The following is a 24,017-nucleotide window of genomic DNA, read 5'->3' as shown; positions in this document are numbered from 1 at the left end:
CGCCCACCGTAGCACCATGAGGTCGCTCACTAGCGACCTGACGGTTGCCGACCAAGGTCATGGGCCATGGCCACACCAAGTAGATCAGAGCCATTGCCAGCGGCGAATGAGCCTGGCCGCCTGGCCCGCCACGTCACGCAGGAGCTCCGAGGGCGCCACCGCCTCGATCTGACCAAGCAGATCGATGAGGCGCCGATTAGCGGAGATGAAGTCCCCCACCACCAGGTTGCCCAGTGCAAGAACGGTTTCGAGGTTGTGCCCGCCCGCCCACGCGGTGAAGGCTTCCATGCCGCCCGGAAACGGCTCCGGGGTACGGAGGATGGCGAAGCCTTCCTCCACGCGGGTGAGGAAGGTGACGTTGCGCTCGATCGCCTGCCACGCCTCGCGGAGGGCGCCACCCGTCGGCCGGTCGATCCCGAGCCGGCGGTCGCACAGGAAGGCCGAACAGGCGCCCGCAAATTCCTCGGGCGTGAGGTCAGCGAAAGCGGCCTCGGACAGGCTCTGGCAGACAAGGAGGTCGGCCTCGTTGTGGATGCCGCGTAGCATAGCGGCGCCGGCCGCCAGCTTGACCATTCCGGACCTTGGGCCTTTGTCGCCGGGCTGGAGATAGCCGAGCCGGAACAAGACGCCGGCGGTGGCATCAAACTCCTTGGCCACCGAGTCGTCGTAGGCCTCGCTTTCGGCCTCCAAATTCTCGAGGCTGGCCAGCAGCGAGGTGAACTCGCTGCCGGCACGGATGTGCGAGGCCAGGTCCGGGCAGTGGTGGATGGGGTGGGCCTCAAGCTCGGTGGAGGACGTGACCGCGAAGCGATCCCAAGAGCCCGTGAGGTCGCGGTCGGTTCCCAGCTCAATCCTCTCCCCCACGGCCTCCCACATGGCATCGGCAATGTCGGCTCTGACCTCGGCCTTCTTCGGGGAGAGCCCGAAGGGCATGGCGATCGTGCCCAGGTCGCGTAGCTCGGAGGACAGCTCCTCCTCGCGTAGCCACGTCATCTGTGCGTTCAGGTCAACGAGGCGTAGTTTCGCGCCCACCGAGAGAACGACGCCGTAGTCCAGTTCCCCGCCGCGGGCGAAGGCGTACAGGTGCCCGGTGGCGGCCTCATCCCACGAATCCGCGATGCGCTGGCGGTATTCGCGTTTGGCGCGCTTGCGCTCAGCCTTGGAGGCCCGCTTGGCCTTCCGACGTAGCCGGAGGTAGTCGGGCAGGCTCCCCTCGAGGCACTCCCCCGCCAAGACGTCCTCGACAGCCTCGAGCCGGGCACGCACACGCGTCATGCGCCCGCGCACCTCGCCCAGCTCGGCGTTGCGCTGATACTGGGCGAACGACGTGCCCATGATCGCCCGCGCATCCTCGTAGGGGTGGAAGGCCAGGAGGTTGGCAACGGAGTTGTAGGAAGGATAGAACGCGGACTCGAGCGGCTCCACGCGTCCCGAGCCAAGATCTGCCAGGGCCTGGACGTCGAGGTCGTCGGTATGGATCACGACGGCGTGACCCACCTTGTCCTTCCCGCGCCGGCCCGCACGCCCGATGAGCTGGGTGTACTCGGTGGCACTCAGGGGAACGAAATCGGAGCCGTTCCACCGCTGGAGCTCCTCAAGGACGACGGTGCGCACCGGCATGTCGATTCCGAGCGCAAGCGTGCCAGTGGCGTAGACGAGCTTGAGCAGGCCATCCTCCATGAGATCCTCCGCCAGCTCCTTCAGCGCCGGGAACATGCCGGCGTGGTGAGCACAAAACCCACGCGTCATCGCCTTGGCCCAGAACCCGAATCGGACCGCGCGCTGGTCCTCCTCACTCACGTCGGCGCGTAGCTTGCGCAGGCGAGCGCGAACCTCGCGCTGCTGGTCGGCCCGGTTGAGACTGACTCCGGCGTCGAGCAGGTCTGCCACCGCACGGTCGCACCCCTTGCGGGAAAAGATGAACTCGATCGCGGGCAACAGGTCGGCGTCGTGAAGCTGGTTGAGCACGCGCTTGCGACGTGCGAAGCCGGTGGGACGGCGTCGGCGATGAGCGGATAGGGAGGCATCGGCCTGTACGAGACGCTGGTTCATCTTCCCACCGACGAACAGCGGTTCGAGGCGCCGATTGATCGCCACGTGCTGCACGAGAGGGACCGGACGCTCCGTGGAGACAACCACGGCTGTCGCCCCACGCACCGATCGCAGCCAGCTCGCGAACTCCTCCACATTCGAGATGGTGGCGGATAGCGCCACGAGACGGGCATGGGCAGGTAGCTGCAGGATGATCTCCTCCCACACCGGCCCACGAAACTCGTCGCTGAGGTAGTGCACCTCATCGAGCACCGCGTAGCCGATGTCGGCCACGATGTCGTCACGCTGGAAGAGCATGTTGCGCAGCACCTCGGTGGTGACCACCAAGATCGGGGCATCGCGATTGATTGTCTGGTCGCCAGTGAGCAGGCCAACGTAGTCCTGACCAATCTGCTCGCTCAGGTCGCGGAACTTCTGGTTGGACAGGGCCTTGATCGGGGCAGTGTAGATGCAGCGCTTCGAGTGGGCCAGCGCCAGCTCGACTGCGTATTCGGCCACCACGGTCTTTCCCGCGCCCGTCGGTGCGCTCACCAGCACGTCCCGAGATTCGAGCGCCTCGATGGCCGCCAGCTGGAAGTCGTCGAGGATGATTCCGCGGGCGCGGTAGCGGTCGACGAAGTTCTCTAAGATCATATGGCCAGCCTCAGCGCTTTCGGCAGTATCCGGACGGTGGCGGGCGCGCGGCAGATCTCCTCGCCGTCGGCCATGAGTACCGGAAGCGTGGCGCCTGGCCCCTGCTCGATGCGAATCTCATTGGTGCGGTATAGGTGAACGCGCGGGTCAGCAAGGTGGCGGTAGACGATGAGGCGCCCGAGCAGGCCGACGATCTCGGGCATGCGCAGGCCGCGCGTGAGGACGACGTCGAGCAGGCCGTCGTCGGGAAGCGCACCGGGAGAGATACAAAACCCTCCCCCGAAGTAGCGTGTGTTCGCAACCGACAGGAGCGTCATGTTGCCCTCGGCGGTATGCCCGTCCATCGTCACCCGCGCGCCGAAGGGCTGATAGCCTCCGATTGCGCCGGGTAGCGCACGCAGGTAGCGCGTGTTGCCCTTAGGCCAGGACATGCGGTTCGTGCGCAAGTTCACGTCCGCGTCAATGCCGACAGAAACGATGGCCAGCGCACGCTCGCTACCGCCCTCCCAACTAATCTCCATGACGTCAACGTCGCGGTGCCGGCCGGTCATCAGGCAGGCCGCGATCTGGTGAACCGAGTCGTGGACGCAGTGGATGGGCAGGCCAAACTCGCGGGCGATGTCGTTACCCGAACCGGCCGCCACGATCCCGACGGGCACACCCGAATCCCCCACCGCATTGACTGCGTTGTGGATGAAGCCGTCACCTCCCACGATGATCAACGCATCCGCCTCGGCGCTCGCCTCACGCATCGCGAGGAAGGTTTCCTCACGCGAACCGGTGGGCAACCACATCATGTCCACGGGATACTTGCCCAGCACCTCGCGCAAGACCGCCCGGTAGCCATCCGAGCGCCCCTTACCCGAAGTGGGATTCAGCGCAAGCGCAACTCTCATGTGCGCTCCTGGACGCGCAGCCGGGCGCGCTCTCGGGCCTGCGGGCCGATCGAGTCGAAGGCGGAATCGTCGAGCCTGGCCCAGCGCTCGCGTGCACCGGCAAGGCTACGGCGGCGTCGTTCCCCGCGCTCAATCCGAATCCGGCGTCGTTGCTCGCGGGCCTCCCGCACGCGCTCCGGGTCGGAGTAGAGGTCTGCCAGTGGCGGGCGCTCACGTTCGGGCACGGACAGGGCGTCGGCCACCCGCGACAGCTCGCCGAACTGGGCGCCGAGCCTCTTCGCCGCGTGCCACAGATCCCTAAGGTTCGAGGCGAGGTAGAGCCCGAGGGCTACCAAACCGATCAGTAGGATCCAGAACCACATCAGTCCTCCTTCAGATATCGGCGGGCCTGCGTGGCGATCTGCCGCGCGACGTGCTCCGGCTCGACGCCGAGCACCGATTCTCCCATGCGTACCAGCAACGTGCGTAGCCACGCCAGTGAACTCACCGTCAGCACGATCTCCAGCCTGTCGCCGAGGTCGCGGAAGGAATCCACGGGCAGGGTTTCCGTGACCCAGCGGCCCTCCGCCGTGCACCGAATCGTCACCTGCTCCCCCAAAAAGCCGCCATCGCTCTCGAACGCCTCCACGATCTCATCGCGCGCCTTCTTAGCAAAGCCCGCCTCCAAGACCCGGACGGAGACGATGCGGTCGAGCCGGTAGGTGCGCAGGCGGCCATTCTTACCGGCCACCAAACGCGGACGTGAACCGGTGGCGATCATCGCCGGGAGGACGGTCGCCGAATTCTCGACGACGTGCAGATCCGGACCCGCCTTGAGGTAGACGAGCTCGACGAGCCTGTCCTTCTTCATGGCGATCGCCAGAGTATCGGTGATTTCGCGGGCGTTGAGCGCCGGTGCCGGCCACAGCGCCGAACCGTAGCCGCGCCCCTCCATCGCCGCTGCGATACGTTCACGCAGGCGCAGGAGGTGCAGGCGGGTGCCGGCGTCGACGGCGGAAAGCAGGTCGTCGATAAGGGCCAAGAGCGTGAGCACCTCGGCCAGCGAGAGCGACGGGGCCATACCCGTCGAATCGTCGTTCAGCCGAACCTCGCCGTCGTCGTCCTGTGGAATCTCGACGTCGACGGGGGCCTCGTAGTAGCCACCCTCCCAGATCTCGAAGAGGAAGAGCTCGGTGAGCTCGCGGCGCATCCGAGCAGGTGTGGTGCGGAAGTGCTCGGCGAGGTCGCGCAACGACGGCGCGCCACGCCCGAGGTAGGTCAGGATAGCGATCTTGCGCGCGAGGGACAGGTCAGTCATGCTCACCTCCGAGGCTAGCGAGGTGAGCCACCCTCGCCTCGAAATCGGCCACGAGCTCGGGTGGACCTACAAGGCGGGCGTCTAGGCCGTAGAAGAAGAGGTCCTCATAGAGTTCGGCGCGATCCACCGCGGTGAGAATGAGCTCGTAGCCCCCGTCGGCCTGTCGCACCTCGCTCGCCCGGGAGGCGAGCGGAAGCTCACGCGAGGTGCGCACGACGGCGTCGACCGGCGTGAACGTCGTGGGGAAGCTCGCCGGGGCCTCGTGTGTGATCGGTTCGTCAAGTAGCTCGACCTTGCCGACGATCCGGTCGACCTTGAACAGACGCATCCCGACACCGCTACCCGAATCGCTACTGACCTGGTAGCCGCGCAGGTAGAACGCGTCGAGGTGAACCTCGAGCCGCATCGGCTCGACGACGCGGCGGGAGGCGGCCCGACTCGACGTCGAACGGTAGTCAAAGGCGATGCGGCACGCGCGTTGAATCGCCGGGGCGATGGCGAGCGCGGCGTCACCGCGCGGAAGGCGAGGGGCGAGCCGGGACTCCCCGGCCCTCGCCTCGCCTGAGGAGAGCAGCTTGGTCACGGCGGACTGCGCAAAAGCCAGCGCATGTGAGGTCGCCTTCGAGCCCAGGAGCGAGCGCAGGATGCTCATCTCCACGTCCGTGCCGTCCACAAGGATGTTCTGATCCGCCAAGATGTAGCGGTTCTCGGCATCGATATCGATCCGGTAGCCCGATTCGCGCAACACCTGGATATCTCGCTCCAGGTAACGCTGGCCGTTGGCCGGGTCGAGCTCGCGGTAGGCGGGCATGTCGAGCATCTGGCGCGCCGTCAGATGCCCCTGGCGCAGGGCAACGAGCAGCGAAAAACGCCGTTCACTCACCGTGCGCACATTCTTCATACCCACTAGGTTACTCGACTAGAGTGGCAGGCATGAACTGGCAGCATGCGACACTCGTGGCAAAGCACAAAACCTGGGGCGAGGCGGCTGAGTTTGACGCCGAGCTCCCCGGCGGCCAGCTCGTTCGGGCCTTGGCCTACATTCCGCAGGTGGGTGAACCGCGGGTGGGCGAATCGGTGCTCGTCACCACCGCCACCCACGACCGCGGTCTTGGCACGGGCGGCTTCGTCATGATCGTCGCCATCCCCGGACGGCTGCCCGCCTACACCCCCGGGCCCGGCCATGTCGTCAAGGCACGCTACACGCCACTGCAGTACATGGTGATGGGGGTCGACGAACAGGAATCGCCCTACCACACCCTTCTGCGCGACGCCGACTCGATAGCCGGGATGCCCGTGATCGCCGCCGACCTCCACTCCGCCCTTCCCGCCATCGTTGCCGGGATCCACGCCGTGCGCCCGGGGGCACGCATCGCCTACGTCATGACCGACGGCGGAGCGCTTCCCGCGTGGTTCTCCCAGACTGCTCACGCACTGCGCGAGGGCGACCACATCCTCGGCACGATCTCTGCCGGTCAGGCCTACGGTGGCGAGCTCGAGGCCGTTAACGTCCACACGGCGCTCCTCGCCGCGCGCCTCGTGTGGCAGGCCGATATCGCGGTCGTCACCCAGGGGCCGGGGAACCTCGGCACCGACACCCGCTGGGGATTCTCCGGCACATCCCTCGGCGAGGCCCTCAACGCCGCGCACGTGCTCGGCGGGCGCCCCATCGCCGCCCTGCGTGCCTCACAGGCAGACCCGCGTAGCCGCCACGTCGGCATCTCCCACCATTCCTTGACGGTCCTCACCCGCGTGGTCCACGTGCCCTGCGCCGTCGTGGTACCGCAGCTGCCCCTACCCGACGACGTCGCCTCGCGCCTTGCCGAGCAGGTGCGTCAGCTCAAGCGGGATCACCTCGAGCTGGTGCCCTATCCGGCGCAGCATCTCGACAGCGTCCTGCGCCATCCCCCCGCTCCGCTACGCACGATGGGGCGTAGCTACGAGGAGGATCCGCTGGCCTTCCTCGCCGCCGCGGCCGCCGGCGAATACGCAGGAAAGATACTTCCCGGCAGCTCAGCTGCCGGGAAGTAGGTCCGACGCGCGTCGGGCGGCGCCGATAGCCGCCTCTAGATGCGCGAAGTCAGGATCGGGGTGACGAGGATGCCACGCGCCCCGACGTCGTGAAGATCGTCCATGACGGCGTTCATCTTCTTGCGCTCCACCATCGCCCGCACGGCCACCCAGTCCTCGTCGTGGAGTGGCGAGACCGTAGGCGACTGGTAACCGGGGGTGAGCGTGACGGCCTGCTCCAAGCGATCACGCTGGATGTCGTAGTCCATGAGCACGTAGTTGCGCGCCATGATGACGCCCTCGAGGCGGCCGTCGAGAATGCGTAAGTCGTGGCCGACTTCCTGATCCGCGCGGCGGATGAGGATCGCCTCCGAGCGCAGCAACGGCTCGCCGAACACGGCCATGCCCGCCGCCCGCAACGTCGAACCCGTCTCAACGACGTCGGCGATCGCGTCCGCGACCCCGAGCCGCACCGAGCTCTCCACCGCGCCGTCCAGATGGACCACAGTCGCCTGGATTCCGCGCTCGGCCAGGTAGCTGCTGACCAGCGAGTCGTAGGAGGTGGCGATGCGCTTTCCGTCCAGGTCGGCGATCGTCATCGTCTCCCCGCCGGGGGCGGCGAATCGGAATGTTGCGCGGGCGAAGCCCAAACCGCGGTGCTCGACCGCGCCCGCCTGCGAGTCGACCAGAAGGTCACGGCCGGTGATGCCGACGTCGACCGTGCCGGCGCCGACATAGACCGCCACGTCGCGAGGGCGGATGTAGAAGAACTCAACATCGTTGTCCTCATCAACGAGCACAAGCTCGCGCGACTCGCGACGCTGACGGTAGCCGGCCTCAGCGAGCATGCGCGAGGCGGGATCGGACAGGGAGCCCTTATTGGGCACGGCGATGCGAAGCATGACTCTCCTAGAGGTACCGGTAAACGTCGGCCAAGGTCAGGCCGCGGGCGATGAGCATGAGCTGAAGATGGTAGAGCAACTGGGATGCCTCCTCGGCCAGCTCCTCATCAGACTGGTACTCGGCGGCAATCCAAACCTCGCCAGCCTCCTCCACGATCTTCTTGCCGATGAAATGAATCCCAGCATCTAGCTCCTTGACCGACCCCGAACCTTCGGGGCGCTCAATGGCCTTCGTCGACAGTTCCGCAAACAGCTCTTCAAACGTTTTCACGCTTTCATTGTAGCCCTGCCCGGGCGCTGGCCTCACTTAGTCCGTGCTTTAAGAACGTCGAGCGTGTAGGCGTCGGTAGCGGACACGGGCTTTTCGAGCACGCCGGTCTCCTCAAGGAAGCCCGACATGGCCTCCCAGGCCCGTTCGTCCTGCGCGCCGAACGACTCTCCGCCGGTGTACAGCTTCAGGGTAGCCTTGAGCACCTCGCCGGCGAGCTCGCGTTGGTCGGGTTCGGCGAGCGTGGGCACGTAGCTCTCCACAATGTCCAGCGTGCCGTCAAGATCCGCGGAGGCGTCGGCGGTCGCCTTCTCCATCGCGGAAAGCACCTTCGACATCGTCTCCGGCTCGACGTTGATCGATCCCAGCCCGACGCCGACAAGCGGCAGGTTGCCCTCGACCAACGGCATCTCGACCACGTCGATTCCAGCGTGACGCATGGAGACGGCGTCGTTATTGGTGAACCCGATGATGGCGTCCACCTGACCCGAGCTCAGCGCCGCCGACTGGGTGTAGCCGATGTAATCGACCTGCATATCCTCCAACCCGTAAGCCTTCTGCATGGCGAGCAGACCGAAATAGTTCTCGCCGTATGGGCCGGGCAGACCCACCGTCTTGCCCGCGAGGTCCGCGGGTGAGGTGATCCCCGAATCGGCCTTCGCGATGAGAACCACCGGGTAGCGCTGGTACATCGTCGCCCAGTTCACGACGTCGACGCCGGTGCTTCGCGCCTGCATCATCTCGTCCCCGCCCGCGAAGACGACGTCCTCCTCGCCAGACTGCAGCGCACCGAGGAGGGACTCTTGCGCGCCGTGGTGGCGGATGGTTACCTCCAGGCCCTCGTCGGCGAAGTAGCCCTTCTCGAGCGCCACGTAGACCGGGGCGAACTGAACGTCGGGGATGTAGGTCAGGCCGATCGTGAGGGCGGCGGCGCCGGCGTCATCGGAGTGCGCGGCGGGGCTCTCAACCGACGGGGAGGTCGGGGCGGTGTCCGGCCCGCCCGAGCAGGACGTCAACGCCAGCAGCGCCAGCAGCGCCAGTAGCTTCTTCATTTTCTACCTTTTCTTCCTTCCACGGCCAAGACGGCCCTGGATTCTGCGATGAGCAAGAGAACGTAGATCAGGATCGCGCACACTGCCAAGATGACGATCGCGGCGAACATGCCCGAGATGTCATTGAGCGCCTGCGCCCCGACGAGGACGATGCCCAGCCCGTCACGGCCGCCGATGACCATCTCCCCAACTACCGCACCCGTGATCGACAGCGTGAAGCCGTTGCGCAGGCCGGCCAAGATGTTCGGCGCCGCCAGGGGAAGCTCAATCATCCCCACCAGGCGAAGTGACCCGGCACCGTCGAGGCGGGCGGCCCCGATGATGTCTGGGTCGATGCTTTTGGCTCCCACCGTCGTATTGATGACGATGGGGAACACGACCATGATCGTACACAGCACGACGATGGGGGTCGTTCCGTAGCCCACCCAGATCACGAGCATGGGTGCGATGGCGACCGCAGGGATGGCCTGGGAAGCCGCCAGATAGGGTTGAACCGACGCCGCCAGCGCCCGCCAATGGGCGATAGCGAAGCCGAGCGGAATGCCGATGAGCGCCGCGAAGAAGCACCCCAGGAGCGCCTCGTACAGCGTCTGGAGCGTGCCGTCGACCAGGTAGCCTTTGCCGAGCCCGGCGAAAAGCCGCTGGCCAACCTGACGGGGGCTGGGCAGAATCCACTCCGCCACCACGCCCGTCTCGGTCAGCGCAATCCAGGCAATCATCGCAACGACGCCGACCGTGATCGGTGCCGCCCATGTCATCCGCTTCATTCGTCCCTTCCCATGCACGCACCGGGAAGGACGCACGCGTCAAGCGTGCGGGCGGCACACGCCGCCTCATTGCTCCTCCCATCCGGACTTTCACCGTCGGTCGGGGAATCTCACCCCATCAACCGGCCCAAGTGGGCCGGGTCGCGGACTTTCACCGCCGGTTCAGATTTTCACTGACCCCGGAGCATGTGCACGTGCCCAGTATAGGCACCTTTAACGAGAATGTGTGTGTCGGCTCGCCAACTCGCGTAGCGCCTCGACCTCGGCGTAGGCGTCCTCCGACTTGTAGACCGCCGATCCGGCAACGAACGTGTCGGCCCCGGCGTCGGCCGCGATCTCGATCGTCTCCCGCGAAATACCGCCGTCCACCTGAATCCACACGTCGAGGCCCGACTTGTTCACGGCGTCGCGGGTGCGGGCCACCTTCGCCATCATCGACTCGATGAAGGACTGGCCGCCGAAACCGGGCTCGACAGTCATGATGAGGATCATGTCGAACTCGTCGAGGATGTCGAGGTAGGGCTCGATGGGGGTAGCGGGCTTGAGACCCAGCCCCGCGCGCACGCCCATCGCCCGCAGCTCGCGCGCGAGGCGTAGCGGCGCGGCCGCGGCCTCCGCGTGGAAGGTGACCGACTTCGCGCCGGCTTCAGCGTAGGCGGGCGCCCAGCGGTCCGGGTCCTCGATCATCAAGTGCGTGTCGACCGGAATCTGCGAGATCCCGACGATCGACTCCACGATCGGGACGCCCATCGTCAGGTTGGGCACGAAGTGGTTGTCCATGATGTCTACGTGTGCCCAGTCGGCGTTACGGATCTTGGTCAGTTCGCCGCGCAGGTCCGAAAAGTCACAATTGAGGATGGATGGGGAGATTCTCATGTGGCAATTCTATACGGAGCCTAACGCGCGCGCTTGCGCAAGAGTGCAAGGAACATGGCGTCCGAGGCATGCAGGTCTGGCCACAGCTGGAGGTAGGGCCCCGCCCCGACGATCGGGAACTTCGCCTGGGAAGAGGCGAGCTCGCGGGCGTCGAGCACCTCCACATCCTCGCGACCGGCGAGGAAGGTCTCAACCACGCCGGTGGTCTCGGGTAGGTAGGGCGAGCAGGTCGAGTACCCCACCACTCCCCCAGGCCGGACGGCTTCCCACCCGGACTCCAGGAGGGAGAGCTGGAGGCGGACTAGATCGAGGGCGTCGCCGGCCGCCTTCACCCACCGCGCCTCAGGGCGGCGACGCAGCGCACCAATACCCGTACATGGCGCGTCGATGAGCACCCTGTCGAAGCTCGCGGGCTGCTCCGCGCCGATGTCGGCGCCGTCGCCGAGCCTGAGCTGAACTCGATCGGCCCAGGGTGCCACGTTGTCAGCCACCAGGTCCAGGCGGTGCTCGTGAAGCTCGTTGGCGAAGATGGTGACGGCGGGGTTGAGCGCCACGAGGGTGGCCGTCTTACCGCCCGGCCCGGCACACATGTCGAGCCAGGCACCGTCTTCACCGTCGACGGGGGCGGCGGCGAAGGTCCGGGCCACGAGCTGGGAGCCCTCGTCCTGAACGCCCGCAATTCCGTCTCGGACGGCGAACACCCGCCCAGGGTCGCCACCCTCGAGGATGAGGGCCGAGTCCACGAGGTGGCCGGGCCGGCAGCTCATGTGTCCCCGCCCGACGTCGGAGCGCAACGCGTTAATCGAAATGTCGCGCGCAACGAGGGCCACGTCGGCCGGCTCGTTGTCGGCTTTCAAGACCGAGATGAGGTCCCGGCGCTCTCGGCCGTGGGCCACGAGCGCCACCGACAGCGCGCGCACAATCCAACGCGGGTGGGAAAACCAGTCGGCGATGAACCCCGTCGAGGCGGCCTTGCCGTGGTCGTCCTTGAGCTGTACCTGCCACTCCTTGAGCGAGCGCTCATTGGCCTGGCGTAGGACGGCGTTGACGAAACCCGACGCGCCCGTGCCCACATGGTGGCGGGTGAGCATGACGGTCTCGTTAATCGCGGCGTGGGGCGGGGTGCGTAGGGCGAACAACTGGTGCACGCCCATCCTCAACAGCACCCCGACGGCCGGCTCGGGTTCACGGTCCATGCAGTGGGCGAGTATGGCATCCCAACGCCCCTGCAGTCGCAGCGTGCCGTAGCACAGGTTCGTGGCAAAGGCCGCGTCCTGCTTGTTCAGCCGCGCGGCTCGGATCGCCTTGGGCAGGGCGATGTTGGCATAAGCCCCGTTCGTCTCCACATCCGTGAGGACCTCGAAGACGGCGGTGCGGGCTGCGTCGCTCTGCCTGCGGCCGGGACGCCACCCTGATGGACGTTCGCTCATCACTGCCTCACCTCAAAGCTCGCCTTACCGTGTAGTCCCCGGATCCAGTCCGCGCTTTCCATCCACGCCTTGCCTGCCGGACCCACCCGGGACAGCCGGACGGCCGTAGTTCCCGTGCCTACCACGCCACCTTCGCCGATCTGTCCGGGGCGCAGGCCCTCGATATCGGTGACGGCGGCCGGGCCGAGTTTGACGCGCTTGCCGTCCATATCGGACCACGCCCCGGGGGCGGGCCACCAGCCGCGGGTACGGGCCGACACCACCTCAGCCGGTTGGGACCAGTCGATCCGGGCGTCCTTGGAGGTGAGCCGCGGTGCGAGAGTCGCCACTCCCTCCTGGGGCCGCGCCTGAGCGTGGCCGGACTCGATCTCGGCCAGAACCTGCGAGAGTTGCGCCGCGCCGGACTGGGCGAGCACGGCGAGCAGGGACTCGGCGGTGTCAGATTCGGCGATGGGGTGTTCGCGCACGTCGTAGACCGGACCGGTGTCCAACCCGGACTCGATCTGGAATACGGCCGTGCCCGTCACCGTATCCCCGTGGGCGATGGCGTACTGCACGGGAGCCGCCCCGCGCCAGCGCGGAAGCAGGGAAAAGTGAAGGTTGAGCCAGCCGTGGGCGGGCAGCCCAAGTAGCTCCTCCGGGACGAGCAGACCGTAGGCGACTACTGCCACCGCCTCGGGAGCCAACTCCGCGATCTGCGCCTGGACCTGGGCGTCCCGAAGACTACGCGGGGTCAGGACCGGCAGGCCCAACTCCTGCGCGCGTTCGTGGACGGGCGACTTGGTCAACACACGCTTGCGGCCCACCGGCGCCGGGGCACGGGTGAGCACAGCGAGGACCTCGTGGTCCTCGTTCAACTTGTCGAGTGAGGGAACCGAGGTGTCGGGTGTTCCTGCAAAGATGATACGCACCTTTCCATCTTACGGGCTTTGGCCCGGCCCTTACAGTTCGGGATCCACCCGTACACGCACACCGGACACCCTCCGGGCCGAAGCCTCGCGGAGCGCCGCATACACCGTGGCCATCCTTTCCGCGCGCTCGGACTCCGGAAAGCGCAGGTAAACCAGGAGTTCATCCCCGGCCAGCTGCGGGCCGAGTATCGCCATGCCAGGCACCACGTCATGCGCTCCCCCGCTCAGCAGCGCGTCGACCGGAAGCTCCGGAGCTGCCTGGCCAACAGGGGTATCCTTGCCCGTCTGACGGGCAAGACCAGCCTGAGCTGCCGCGGAAAGCAGCCCAAGATACTGGCGCAGCCCCTCTCGGTCCGCGCGCACCTCCACCCAGCATGCAGTAGGCGGCAGGGCAATGGGCTGGCGTTCGCCGAGCACGCCCTCTGCCCAGCCGGCCATATCCCACGTGTGCAGGGCCCCGACCAAGGGCGTGGGCACGTCGCCTACCACCAGCAGCTTGCCGCCCGCGCTTCGCGGCCGCACGAGTGCGGTGGCGTGCGCGATGGTGCGCAGGAAATGGACCTCCGCATCCAGCCGGTTGGAACGCAACAGGTAACCCGCGTCGAGCACCACCGCGGCGGTGTATCCGCCCTCCACGTCCGGAATCACACCCGGCGTGGAGACGACGATGCGCGCCGAGCCGTCAAGCCCGGCCGATTGGCCAACCCCCGCCACGTGGATCGGTGTGCCCCGAAACGCCCGGCCCACCTCTTGGGCCGTACGCTGCGATCCGATCCGTACTGCGCGCACCTGCGTGCCACCGCATTCTGCGCAACGAAAAGCACGCACCACGTGCGAACACCGCGTGCACTGCAAAGGCGCACCCGGGTGGCTGATCGCCAGCCACCCCCCGCACAGCGGGCAGGTGGCCAGCTGCCGGCACCGGTTACACGCCGTGACGGGCACGTATCCGGCCTCCGGGACGAGGAAGAGCACCGGCCCGCGGGTGAGCCCCTCGCGGGTGACCGCGAAGACGGAGGAGGGCATCCGGGCCAGATCGATCCCCTCAATCCGGAAGTCCTGCGCGGCCATAATCTGCGCCACCCCGTCGCGGTGCGCACTGGGCGCAGGCGTGATCCAGCGCGCCCTTCCCCGCGCCACCATCGCCGCAAGCTCGGGGGACGGACCGAAGTTGAAGGCGACGAAGGAACAGCCGCTGAGCTTCGCGCGCAAGGCGAGCACCTCGCGTGCGTGGACGTATGGGCTACGGCGTTCCCTTAGCGTCGAGTGGTGATCATCGACGAGCACGACCATGCCGAGCTTTTCGGCCGGCGCCCACGCCGCCGCGCGCGTTCCGACCACGATGCGGGCTCGTCCCGTGAGCACGCTGAGAAACGTGCGGTAGCGGGTGGCGTGCTCGTCTTGCGAGATCATGAGCACCGGCTTCTCCCCTACCAGGCGCTCCAGATCCTCCGCGAGCTGGCGTGCCATGACCGGCGTGGGCACCACGACAAGCACCGACTCTCCCGCCTCCCGCACCGCGCTCACCAGGCTCGGCAACAGGTGGTGGACGCGGTCCCGGGCACGCATCTGCACCGCGGCACTCGGGTGGGCGCCGGCGCGCACCTTCGTAGCGAACTCCGGCCCGCCGATGTAGGCCGACCACGGCGAATCATCGACCACCCTAGACTTCCCGAAGGACGGCGGATCCTCGAAAAACTCGCGCTCAGCGCGCGCGTGACGCTGGGGGACGGCGAGGCGCAGGCAGTGGGCCACCGGCGCGGCTTGCCGGGCGGCGACGGCTCGCGCCAGCTGAAGTACCTCCGGTGTCAAGACCCGCATCGGGGAGACCACCCGGGCGAGCGGGCGCAGCGAGGCCAGGGCAGTGACATCGGTACGCTCCACGACGAAGCCGCCCACCTTACGCTGGCCCACGTTAACCACTACGCGGGCACCTTCCTCCACCGCATCCATTGTCGCGGGAATCTGGTAGTCGAAGAGGTGGTCCATGTGCGGCTGGGGCATGTCGAGCAAGACGCGCGCGACCGGGCGTTCCACTCCGTCCACGCGGCGCGCGACGGGGCTCAGGGAGAGCAGCTCTTCCTGATGTCCAAATTCTGGGAGGCCAAATAGCCCGTCGTTCGTCATGAGTTCATTGAATCATGAGCGTCCGACATTTTAGATCGCCGCGCGTAGCTCCTCCACGCGGTCGGTACGCTCCCACGTGAAGTCGGGGTTGTTTCGGCCGAAGTGCCCGTAAGCCGACGTCGCCGCGTAGATCGGGCGCAACAGGTCAAGGTCGCGAATGATCGCGGCCGGGCGCAGATCGAACACGGCCGCTACGGCCTTCTCGATTGCGGCCTCGTCCACGTGGTTCGTACCAAAGGTGTCAATGCGGACCGAGACCGGCCGGGCGCGGCCGATCGCGTAAGCGATCTGAACCTCGCATCGATCCGCCAACTGGGCAGCCACCACGTTCTTTGCTACCCAGCGCGCGGCGTAGGTGGCAGAGCGATCCACCTTCGACGGGTCCTTGCCGGAGAACGCGCCGCCGCCGTGGCGGGCCATACCGCCGTAGGTGTCAACGATGATCTTCCGGCCGGTCACGCCCGCATCCCCCTGGGGACCGCCGATGACGAAGCGACCCGACGGGTTGACGAGCACCTCCACCTCCGAGGTATCCACATCTGTCTCGGTGTCGAGCACCGGCAGGACGACGTGCTCTCGGATCGCGCGCCCAAGCCAGTCCTGGCTCACATCCGCGTCGTGCTGGGTGGAGACGATGACCGTGCGGACGCCGACCGGACGATCGCCGTCGTAGTCGACAGTCACCTGGGTCTTGCCGTCAGGGCGCAAACCCGGAACGATGCCGCGCTTGCGTACCTCCGTCAGGCGCTCGGCAAGGCGGTGGGAAAGATGGATCGGCAGCGGCATGAGGGTCTCGGTCTCGTTGGTCGCATACCCGAACATGATGCCCTGGTCGCCCGCGCCCTGCTGGTCGAGCGTGTCCGCGCCCGCGCCCGTGCGCGCCTCCAATGACGAGTTCACGCCGCCCGCGATGTCGGCCGACTGCTGGTCAATCGAGACGAGTACTCCGCACGAATCGGCGTCGAAGCCGATCTCAGAGGAGGTGTATCCGATGTCGCGGATTGCCTCGCGCACGAGGGCGGGGATGTCGACGTATGCGTTCGTCGTCACTTCTCCGACGACGGCGACCAGACCGGTGGTCACCATCGTCTCGACCGCGGAGCGCGCCGTGGGATCCTCGGCTAGTAGGGCATCAAGGATCGTGTCGGAAATGCGGTCGCAGACCTTATCCGGGTGACCTTCGGTCACGGACTCAGAGGAAAATAGCTTCATCACAGGTTCTTCCTTGTGGAGATGGTGGACAGGATGGCGACGGCAACCTCGCGCTTGGTGCCAGCTGCCTCGCCGACGGTGCGCCCGTCGGAGTCAACGATCGTCACAGCCGTGTCGACGTCACCGAAGCCGGTGCGCTCTCCGACGCGGTTGATAACCAGGAGGTCGGCGCCTTTCTTGCGCGCCTTTTGGCGGCCGAACTCCAGGTAATCGTTGGTGTCGTCACCCGTCTCCGCGGCAAAGCCTACGATGATCTGGTTCGGGCGGCGGTTGCGGGTAAGACCCGCAAGAATATCGGGGTTGGCGACGAGGCGCAGGTGGAGCTCCTCGCCGTGCTTGATCTTGGACGTGGAACGCTCGGCGACACGGAAGTCGGAGACGGCGGCCGCCATGATGAGGACATCGCACTCCGCGTGGGAGTCCATGGCTGCGGAGAGCTCCTGCGCGGTGTCGACGGGCTCGATGACCACGCGCGGATCGAGCTGCGCGAGCAGGGCAGCCTCGATGTTCGCGGCCACGAGCGTCACGCGAGCGCCCCGGCGGGCGGCCTCGTTCGCCAGCTCGATCCCCATCCGCCCCGTAGAGTGGTTACCGATAAATCGGACCGGGTCGATGGGTTCGCGTGTGCCGCCGGCAGAGATGGCGACCGACGCGCCGGCCAGGTCCGAGACTGGCAGGCCGGTCGCGTCCTGCCGGGCGACGTCGCTCGAGGACGGCACGGGCAGGCCGAGGCGGGCAATGGCGGCCTCGGCGATCTCCTCCGGCTCCACCATTCGCCCCACACCGGAATCCGCACCCGTCAGGCGCCCGATCGCCGGACCGATAAACTCAACCCCGCGCGCGGCGAGCGTCGCGACGTTCGCCTGGGTTGCGGGGTTATTCCACATTTCTGTGTGCATCGCCGGGGCAATCATGACCGGGCACGTGGCCACGAGAGCGGAAGCGGTAAGAAGATTATCCGCGATACCAGCGGCGAGCTTGGCCATCGTGTTGGCAGTTCCCGGCGCGATGAGCACCAGGTCGGCGCTCTGGCCGGTCGCCACGTGAACCACTCGGTCCGCGCCCTCCGGGATACGAACGTGTACGGGGTTGCCGGAAAGGGCCTCCCACGTTGTCGCTCCCACGAAGTCGAGGGATGCGGGGGTTGGCACCACGACCACGTCGACCCCCGCCTGACGTAGCCTGCGCACAACGCCGGCGACCTTGTAGGCGGCGATACCGCCGCAGACCCCGACGAGCACCCGCGGGGTGGATACACAAGAGCCTCCCTGCTGGGAGGCTCCCGATGTCTTACTCTTCAACGGTCAGCGAGAGCTTATCCTGATCGATTTCCTGTAGCGCAACCGAGAGCGGCTTGTCCTCAGGAAGCGCGGGAACGAGCGGGCCGATGTTGGTGATGTTCTGATCGCCGGACTTCATCTCCTGGCGGTAGGAGTTGATCTGGCGGGCACGCGCGGCGCCGTAAACAACGAGCGTGTACTTCGAATCGACCTTCTCCAACAGGTCGTCAATCGCCGGCGACGTGATGCCCTCAGGATGAGGGGTGGTTCCGAACATGTTTGCCTCTCCACGAAATGGCGCCTTAAAACAAGGCATCGACCCTACATTCTAGCCTTTGGCGCGCATAATCTTAAGTATGTCCTCGGTGGCCTGTGCCACTGTCTCATTGACGACGACCTCGTCAAACTCGCCCTCGGCAGCCAGCTCAACCTTCGCGGTTTCCAAACGGCGAAGCTGCTCTTCCTCGCCCTCGGTTCCGCGGCCACGGAGTCGAGCTTCGAGATCCTCCCACGACGGCGGCGCGAGGAAGATCTGGTACGCCTCCGGCATGGATTGGCGGATCTGACGCGCACCGGCGAGGTCAACCTCGAGAAGAACCGTGCGCCCCTCGGCGAGCGCCTCCTCCACCGGCCCGCGCGGGGTACCGTACTTGTTCAGGCCATGAACGAGCGCCCACTCGAGCATCCGCCCCTCGGCGACAAGCCGGTCGAACTCGTCGTGCGTGACGAAGTAGTAGTTGACGCCACCGACTTCCCCGGGACGCGGAGAGCGTGTCGTAGCCGAGATCGAGAACCACAAACTCGGCAACCGCTTGCGCAGTTCGGCGATGACGGTACCTTTTCCGACGGCGGTGGGGCCAGTAAGAACGAATGCCTGCATGCATCCATCGTGCCAGATTGGACCCCGGCGACCCAATTTCCCGCGCCGCTTGCGGCGCGGGAAACAGGTCAGCGTTAGCCGAAGAGCTCGATGAGGCGCTCGGCCTGGTGCTTGCCCAGGCCCGCGAGGCGGCGCGACGGCGAAATCTTCGCATCCTCCATGATCGCCTCACACTTGGCCGGACCGACGCCGGGTAGCGACTGTAGAAGGGAGGTGACCTTGAGCTTGGCGAGCACCGCATCTTCCTTGGCGAGCTCGAGGACCTCAGAGAGCTTCTTGTTGCCGCTCTTAAGATCGGCCTTGATCGCCGCGCGCTTCTTGCGCGCAACAGCCGCCTTCTCGAGCGCAGCCTGCCGCTCTTCCGGTGTCAGGTGTGGTAGAACCATGATGCCTCCCTAAAGTGCTGGTATACGGCCAATATAGCCGCTCGCGGGGGAAAATTTCCCCTCGATTTGTGACAGTTTTTTCGGATTTTTCACAGACCTTGCGTTTCCGCAGGTCAGCGTCCTAAAAACCTGTCCGCACCACAAAAGTCCGACATATCCGATTACCCCCTCATTTCACTATTTGGACGCCTGGTATTCCTGTAGGGAGCGAATCCCCAGATTTTGGGCGCGCATGCCCTTGATTGCCTGCACGGCAGCGGAGAACTCCGAGATGGTGGTCATGATCGGCAGATTCGCCGCCGTCGTCGCAGCGCGGATGGAGTAGCCGTCTGCACGCGCACCCTGCGTGTTGGGAGTATTGACCACCATGTCGATCGCGCCCGAAGAGATGAGGTCGACGACGTTCGTCTCCCCCGCCTCCGACAGCTTGGCCACCGGTTTGGTCGCGATGCCATAGCGCTCCAGCACCTGCGACGTGCCCTTGGTGGCGTAGATCGTGAAGCCCATGTCACTGAGCTGGAGGACGGGGAAGATCATCGCCGCCTTGTCGTTGTTCGACACGGAGACGAACACCGATCCCTCCGTAGGCAACCCGCCGTACGCGGCGCTCTGGGCCTTCGCGAACGCTGCCGGGAAGGTCGCGGCGATACCCATGACCTCACCTGTGGAACGCATCTCGGGGCCGAGCCCCGTGTCGACCACAGTGCCCTGCCTCGTCACAAACCGCTTGAAGGGAAGGACGGCCTCCTTAACCGTGACCGGGCTGACGAGGTCGAGCACGCGCCCGTCGGTGGCCGGCAGCATGCCCGAGGCCTTCAGCGCGGCGATCTTCTCCCCCATCATGATCCGCGTGGCCGCCGGCGCGAGCGAGACCCCGGTCGCCTTCGATACGAAGGGAACCGTGCGCGAGGCGCGCGGGTTGGCCTCGATGACGTACAGAACCCCGGACTGGATGGCGAACTGGATGTTGACCAAGCCTACGACGCCGACGCCGCGGGCGATCGCCTCCGTGGCGGCGAAGATCCGGTCGATCATCGCCTGGGACAGGGTGAGGGTAGGCAGCACGCATGCCGAGTCACCCGAGTGGATACCGGCCTCCTCGATGTGTTGCATGATCCCGCCGAGGAACAGCTCATCGCCGTCGTAGAGAGCGTCGACGTCGATCTCCGTGGCGTCGTCAAGGAAGCGGTCGATGAGCAACGGGGCGGAGGTCCGCGAGGCATCCGTCTTGTCCGACTCGTGCCGGGCAAGGTAGGCATCGAGCTCGTCACGGGAATAGACGATCTGCATGCCGCGCCCGCCCAGCACGTAGGAGGGGCGCACGAGCACCGGGAAGCCAATCTTCTCGGCAACGTCCACGGCCTGCTGGTCCGACATCGCCGTGCCGTACTCGGGGGCCTGAAGGCCCGCGGACTCAAGCACCGTGCCAAACAGCTTGCGGTCCTCGGCCATATCAATCGCGTCGGGCGTGGTTCCCACGATCGGCAGGCCCGCCGCCTTCAGCTCCTGCGCCAGCGAGAGCGGGGTCTGCCCACCCAACTGGACAATGACGCCGGCGATCGGTCCCGCCTTGAGCTCGGCGTGGTAGGCCTCGAGCACGTCCTCCAAGGTGAGAGGCTCGAAGTAGAGGCGGTCGGAGATGTCGTAGTCGGTGGAGACCGTCTCCGGGTTGCAGTTGACGATGATCGTCTCGTAGTCCTTGAGCGCGAACGTGGCCTGCACGCACGAGTAGTCAAACTCCAAGCCCTGCCCGATGCGGTTCGGCCCCGAGCCCAGAATCATGACGGCCGGCTTGCTCCGGGCCATGACCTCGCTCTCCTGGTCGTAGGTCGAATACATGTACGGGGTCGACGCCGGCGCCGTGCCCGCGCACGTGTCCACCATCTTGTAGACCGGGTGCAGGTTGTAGGCCCAGCGTACCTCGCGCACCGCCTGCTCCGAGATGCCGCGGATGGCACCGATCTGCTGGTCAGAGAAGCCGTGGCGCTTTGCCCTTCTCAGCACGTCGGCCGTCAGCGCCTGCGCGCTCGCAATCTCGTCAGCAACCTCGTTGATGAGCTGGATCTGATCGAGGAAAAGCGGGTCGATGGCCGTCGCCTCGTTGATCTGTTCCACGCTTGCCCCGCCGCGAAGCGCCTGCTGGATCTGGATGAGGCGATCCTGGGTGGGGCGCCTCATCGCCTCCAGAAGCGCGGGCACATCTGGCTCGCCCTCCCAGTGGAACACGACGCCCTTCTTGTCGATCGAGCGCATGGCCTTTTGAAGGGCCTCGGTGAAGTTCCGCCCGAGCGACATCGCCTCGCCGACCGACTTCATCGTCGTCGTAAGCGTGTCATCCGCTGCCGGGAACTTCTCGAACGCAAAGCGCGCAACCTTCACCACGACGTAGTCGACAGCCGGATCGCCCGCCGACAACGGCAGACCGGTCATGTCGTTGGTGATCTCCTCGAGCGTGTAGCCCACCGCGAGCTTCGTGGTAATCTTCGCAATCGGCACGCCCGTTGCCTTAGAAGCCAGCGCCGAGGAGCGCGAGACGCGCGGGTTCATCTCGATGACGACCATGCGCCCGGTCTTCGGCTCGATCGCGATCTGGATGTTACAGCCACCGGACGCGAGCCCCACCTCGCGGATGATCGCCATGCCCAGGTCACGCACGGCGGTAAATTCGGCGTCGGTGAGTGTGAGTGCGGGTGCCATGGTGATCGAGTCGCCCGTGTGAACACCGACGGGATCGAAGTTCTCAATCGAACACACGAGTATCGCCACGTCGTTAGCGTCGCGGATCACCTCGAGCTCGATCTCTTTCCACCCAAGGATCGACTCCTCGAGCAGCACCTCCGCGGTGGCTGAATAGCGCAGGCCGCCGCCGACAATCCGGTCGAGTTCGTCCTGGTTGTGGGCCAGACCCGAGCCCAGCCCGCCCATGGTGAAAGAGGGACGCACGACGAGCGGATAGCCCAGCTTGTCCGCGGCCTCGTGACACTCCTTGAGCGTGTGGGCGATGAATGAGCGCGCGCTTTCGCCGCCGCAGGCCTCGACGACGTCTTTGAAGGCCTGACGGTCTTCACCCTTGCGGATCGCCTCCGCGTCGGCGCCGAGGAACTCCACGCCGTATTTGGCGAAGGTGCCGTTTTCGGCGAGTGCCGTGGCCGTGTTGAGCGCGGTCTGCCCGCCGAGGGTGGCGAGTACGGCGTCGGGACGCTCCCTGGCGATAATCTGGGCCACGACCTCGGGCGTGATGGGCTCGATGTAGGTGGCGTCGGCCATGTTGGGGTCGGTCATGATGGTCGCCGGATTCGAGTTGACTAGCACCACGCGGTAGCCCTCGTCCTTAAGGACGCGGCATGCCTGCGTGCCGGAGTAGTCAAACTCGCAGGCTTGGCCGATGACGATCGGGCCTGAGCCGATGACGAGGATCGATTCAATATCGGTGCGACGTGGCATTAGTTCTCCTCCGTGACGATGGTGACCGTTGCGGCGCCGGCCCCGACGCGGCGCATGATAGCTCGCGTGTCGACCTCGCAGATACCTACGACGCCGTCCTCGCTCAGCCTCTGCTCCAGCTCGGCGACGGCGAAGGCACTCGACGAGTGCGGAACGGGATCGCGGGCAATCAACCCGCGCGCGACGAGCGGCTCGGCGCCCGTCATGCCCGTGTTACCGATGTGAGGAGTCGTGTACAGCACGATCGCATCGGCGTTCGCATCGTCAGCGAGCGCCGGCTCGTAGCCGGTGGCTGACGTGCAGACCACCACACGCCCGTTCACCTCACCCCGCGCTCCATAGGCGCGCCCAGGGAACTCCGTTCCGTCCTCGAAGATGACCTTTGCTTGGCTCATGCACCCTCCATTCATAAAAAAGGACGCCGGCCAGATGACCGGCGTCCAACGCCTCTATCTCGGTTCGGGCTCTTTGCCCGTCACCGGCAACTTTTCAATTATGTCATTCAAACCGGCCGTCTCGCCGGCGCGAATCTCGCCGATTCGATTGATCACTCCCATGAGGAAGGGAACCGCCCGATCCGTGGATATGTCACGAGCGAGCGACTTGATCTCCGACACGACCACCGGCAGGTCCACGTCGAGGAACATGAGCTCTGTCGCTCCGACGCGGAGCAGGCATCGATCCACGACCGACATGCGCTCGATGGGCCAGTTCGGCGAGGCCGCCTCGATCATCGAGTCCACGTCAGGGGCGTTGTCCGCGTACGTGGCGACGATCGTGACGCCGTAGTCCCCAATCGGAACCATGTGGGTTGAGATGACCTTGCGCTCCTCGAGAAGGGCGCTCAGGTCTGTCCCGCGAAGGTCGGCCTCGAAAATCACGTCGAGTGCCATCTGCCGCTGAAGCGAGCGACCCTTCCGCTTGGGGTTGGGGCGAGATTTCTTCTCCATTAGGCGCGATTCAGATACTCGCCGGTACGGGTGTCCACCTTGACCTTCGTGCCCTGCTCGATGAAGAGCGGCACCTGGATCTCGTAGCCCGTCTCGAGAGTGGCCGGCTTCGTGCCCGCGTTCGAGCGGTCTCCCTGCAGACCCGGCTCGGTGAAGGTGATCTCGAGGACTACCGAGGAAGGCAGTTCGATGAAGAGAACCTGGCCGTCGTGCATGGCAACGATGACGTTCTGGTTCTCGAGCATGTAGTTCTTAGCCGCGCCCACGACGTCCGCCGACACCGGCAGCTGCTCGTAGGTCTCAAGATCCATGAAGATGAAGTCTTCGCCGTCGTTGTACAGGTACTGCATGTCGCGGCGATCGACCGTGGCGGTCTCGACCTTGACACCGGCGTTCATCGTCCTGTCGACGTTCTTGCCGGAGAGGACGTTGCGCAGCTTGGTGCGAACAAAGGCGGGGCCCTTGCCCGGCTTGACGTGCTGGAACTCCACTACCTGCCACAGCTGGTTGTCAATCTTGAGGACCATGCCATTCTTGAGGTCATTCGTTGTTGCCACGTTTATCCAATCTTTGTCTGGCCTTATCTCGACACAAGTTTAGCGTGCAGGGCCCGCAATTCCTTATCCGCGGCGTGTGGCATTGCG

At 65.9% G+C, this 24,017-nt stretch carries 23 protein-coding genes and 1 riboswitch; of the genes, 1 reads left to right on the top strand and 22 read right to left on the bottom strand.

Annotation, left to right across the window (positions count from 1 at the left end; all coding sequences use genetic code 11):
* Positions 1-84 precede the first annotated feature (84 nt).
* The 5 genes from J2S45_RS05365 to J2S45_RS05345 are packed head-to-tail and all read right to left on the bottom strand — an operon-like array spanning position 85 to position 5,779.
* Positions 85-2,685: a DEAD/DEAH box helicase gene (locus J2S45_RS05365; RefSeq protein ID WP_307634768.1), complete on the bottom strand. Its 2,601-nt coding sequence runs from the start codon at positions 2,683-2,685 to the stop codon at positions 85-87.
* Positions 2,682-3,581: a diacylglycerol/lipid kinase family protein gene (locus J2S45_RS05360; RefSeq protein ID WP_296929665.1), complete on the bottom strand. Its 900-nt coding sequence runs from the start codon at positions 3,579-3,581 to the stop codon at positions 2,682-2,684. Before J2S45_RS05360 ends, J2S45_RS05365 begins: the two co-directional genes overlap by 4 nt.
* A complete protein-coding gene (locus tag J2S45_RS05355; protein ID WP_307634767.1) occupies positions 3,578-3,943 on the bottom strand; it encodes a hypothetical protein in 366 nt (121 codons plus the stop codon). The genes J2S45_RS05360 and J2S45_RS05355 overlap by 4 nt, the downstream gene beginning before the upstream one ends.
* The gene (locus J2S45_RS05350; RefSeq protein ID WP_307634766.1) at positions 3,943-4,878 is read right to left on the bottom strand and encodes a helix-turn-helix transcriptional regulator; all 936 of its coding nucleotides are present in this window, start codon (positions 4,876-4,878) and stop codon (positions 3,943-3,945) included. The genes J2S45_RS05355 and J2S45_RS05350 overlap by 1 nt, the downstream gene beginning before the upstream one ends.
* Positions 4,871-5,779, bottom strand: a complete 909-nt coding sequence (locus tag J2S45_RS05345; protein ID WP_307634765.1) for a helix-turn-helix transcriptional regulator — start codon at positions 5,777-5,779, stop codon at positions 4,871-4,873. The genes J2S45_RS05350 and J2S45_RS05345 overlap by 8 nt, the downstream gene beginning before the upstream one ends.
* Positions 5,780-5,811: 32 nt before the next feature.
* On the opposite strand from J2S45_RS05345, the gene J2S45_RS05340 reads away from it, so the two are divergent.
* On the top strand, positions 5,812-6,909 hold the full coding sequence (locus J2S45_RS05340; RefSeq protein ID WP_307634764.1) for a DUF3866 family protein: 1,098 nt from the start codon (positions 5,812-5,814) through the stop codon (positions 6,907-6,909).
* A gap of 35 nt (positions 6,910-6,944) precedes the next feature.
* Here J2S45_RS05340 and hisG read toward each other — a convergent pair whose 3' ends face one another.
* The 17 genes from hisG to efp form a co-directional block, all read right to left on the bottom strand.
* Complete coding sequence (gene hisG, locus J2S45_RS05335; RefSeq protein ID WP_270974547.1) at positions 6,945-7,790, bottom strand: ATP phosphoribosyltransferase; 846 nt, start codon at positions 7,788-7,790, stop codon at positions 6,945-6,947.
* 7 nt (positions 7,791-7,797) lie between these two features.
* A complete protein-coding gene (locus tag J2S45_RS05330) occupies positions 7,798-8,061 on the bottom strand; it encodes a phosphoribosyl-ATP diphosphatase (protein ID WP_270974544.1) in 264 nt (87 codons plus the stop codon).
* A 32-nt stretch (positions 8,062-8,093) separates the two neighbouring features.
* Positions 8,094-9,110, bottom strand: coding sequence for an ABC transporter substrate-binding protein (locus J2S45_RS05325; RefSeq protein WP_270974543.1), 1,017 nt, complete (start codon positions 9,108-9,110; stop codon positions 8,094-8,096).
* Positions 9,107-9,877, bottom strand: coding sequence for an ABC transporter permease (locus J2S45_RS05320; RefSeq protein ID WP_296929653.1), 771 nt, complete (start codon positions 9,875-9,877; stop codon positions 9,107-9,109). Before J2S45_RS05320 ends, J2S45_RS05325 begins: the two co-directional genes overlap by 4 nt.
* A gap of 66 nt (positions 9,878-9,943) precedes the next feature.
* Positions 9,944-10,068: riboswitch (FMN riboswitch) on the bottom strand.
* 22 nt (positions 10,069-10,090) lie between these two features.
* Positions 10,091-10,753 (bottom strand): ribulose-phosphate 3-epimerase, encoded by a 663-nt coding sequence (gene rpe / locus J2S45_RS05315; RefSeq protein WP_307634763.1) that lies wholly within the window; start codon positions 10,751-10,753, stop codon positions 10,091-10,093.
* A 20-nt stretch (positions 10,754-10,773) separates the two neighbouring features.
* Positions 10,774-12,183, bottom strand: coding sequence for a transcription antitermination factor NusB (locus J2S45_RS05310; RefSeq protein ID WP_307634762.1), 1,410 nt, complete (start codon positions 12,181-12,183; stop codon positions 10,774-10,776).
* Positions 12,183-13,094 carry a methionyl-tRNA formyltransferase gene (gene fmt, locus J2S45_RS05305; RefSeq protein WP_296929649.1) on the bottom strand — a complete coding sequence of 304 codons (912 nt, stop codon included), beginning with the start codon at positions 13,092-13,094 and terminating at the stop codon, positions 12,183-12,185. The genes J2S45_RS05310 and fmt overlap by 1 nt, the downstream gene beginning before the upstream one ends.
* A 30-nt stretch (positions 13,095-13,124) precedes the next feature.
* On the bottom strand, positions 13,125-15,221 hold the full coding sequence (locus J2S45_RS05300) for a primosomal protein N' family DNA-binding protein (RefSeq protein ID WP_307634761.1): 2,097 nt from the start codon (positions 15,219-15,221) through the stop codon (positions 13,125-13,127).
* Between the two features lie 30 nt (positions 15,222-15,251).
* Entirely contained in the window at positions 15,252-16,433 is a 1,182-nt protein-coding gene (gene metK, locus J2S45_RS05295) for a methionine adenosyltransferase (RefSeq protein WP_307635430.1), read from the bottom strand.
* Positions 16,433-17,734, bottom strand: coding sequence for a bifunctional phosphopantothenoylcysteine decarboxylase/phosphopantothenate--cysteine ligase CoaBC (coaBC, locus tag J2S45_RS05290; RefSeq protein WP_307634760.1), 1,302 nt, complete (start codon positions 17,732-17,734; stop codon positions 16,433-16,435). Before coaBC ends, metK begins: the two co-directional genes overlap by 1 nt.
* Positions 17,724-17,990: a DNA-directed RNA polymerase subunit omega gene (rpoZ, locus tag J2S45_RS05285; protein ID WP_270974536.1), complete on the bottom strand. Its 267-nt coding sequence runs from the start codon at positions 17,988-17,990 to the stop codon at positions 17,724-17,726. Before rpoZ ends, coaBC begins: the two co-directional genes overlap by 11 nt.
* Before the next feature lie 51 nt (positions 17,991-18,041).
* On the bottom strand, positions 18,042-18,593 hold the full coding sequence (gene gmk, locus J2S45_RS05280) for a guanylate kinase (RefSeq protein WP_307634759.1): 552 nt from the start codon (positions 18,591-18,593) through the stop codon (positions 18,042-18,044).
* Between the two features lie 74 nt (positions 18,594-18,667).
* Positions 18,668-18,979 carry an integration host factor, actinobacterial type gene (gene mihF / locus J2S45_RS05275; RefSeq protein ID WP_307634758.1) on the bottom strand — a complete coding sequence of 104 codons (312 nt, stop codon included), beginning with the start codon at positions 18,977-18,979 and terminating at the stop codon, positions 18,668-18,670.
* A gap of 177 nt (positions 18,980-19,156) precedes the next feature.
* Positions 19,157-22,423, bottom strand: a complete 3,267-nt coding sequence (gene carB / locus J2S45_RS05270; protein ID WP_307634757.1) for a carbamoyl-phosphate synthase large subunit — start codon at positions 22,421-22,423, stop codon at positions 19,157-19,159.
* On the bottom strand, positions 22,423-22,818 hold the full coding sequence (locus J2S45_RS05265) for a carbamoyl-phosphate synthase domain-containing protein (RefSeq protein WP_307634756.1): 396 nt from the start codon (positions 22,816-22,818) through the stop codon (positions 22,423-22,425). Before J2S45_RS05265 ends, carB begins: the two co-directional genes overlap by 1 nt.
* Before the next feature lie 54 nt (positions 22,819-22,872).
* The gene (locus tag J2S45_RS05260) at positions 22,873-23,373 is read right to left on the bottom strand and encodes a transcription antitermination protein NusB (RefSeq protein WP_307634755.1); all 501 of its coding nucleotides are present in this window, start codon (positions 23,371-23,373) and stop codon (positions 22,873-22,875) included.
* The gene (efp, locus tag J2S45_RS05255; RefSeq protein WP_270974530.1) at positions 23,373-23,930 is read right to left on the bottom strand and encodes an elongation factor P; all 558 of its coding nucleotides are present in this window, start codon (positions 23,928-23,930) and stop codon (positions 23,373-23,375) included. Before efp ends, J2S45_RS05260 begins: the two co-directional genes overlap by 1 nt.
* Positions 23,931-24,017: the final 87 nt, after the last annotated feature.

It is taken from the genome of Trueperella abortisuis (genome assembly GCF_030811095.1).
In the GTDB taxonomy this organism is placed as follows: Bacteria; Actinomycetota; Actinomycetes; order Actinomycetales; family Actinomycetaceae; genus Trueperella; species Trueperella abortisuis.
Note: the sequence above shows the minus strand (reverse complement) of the source record. Positions and strands in the feature narration are given on the sequence as shown.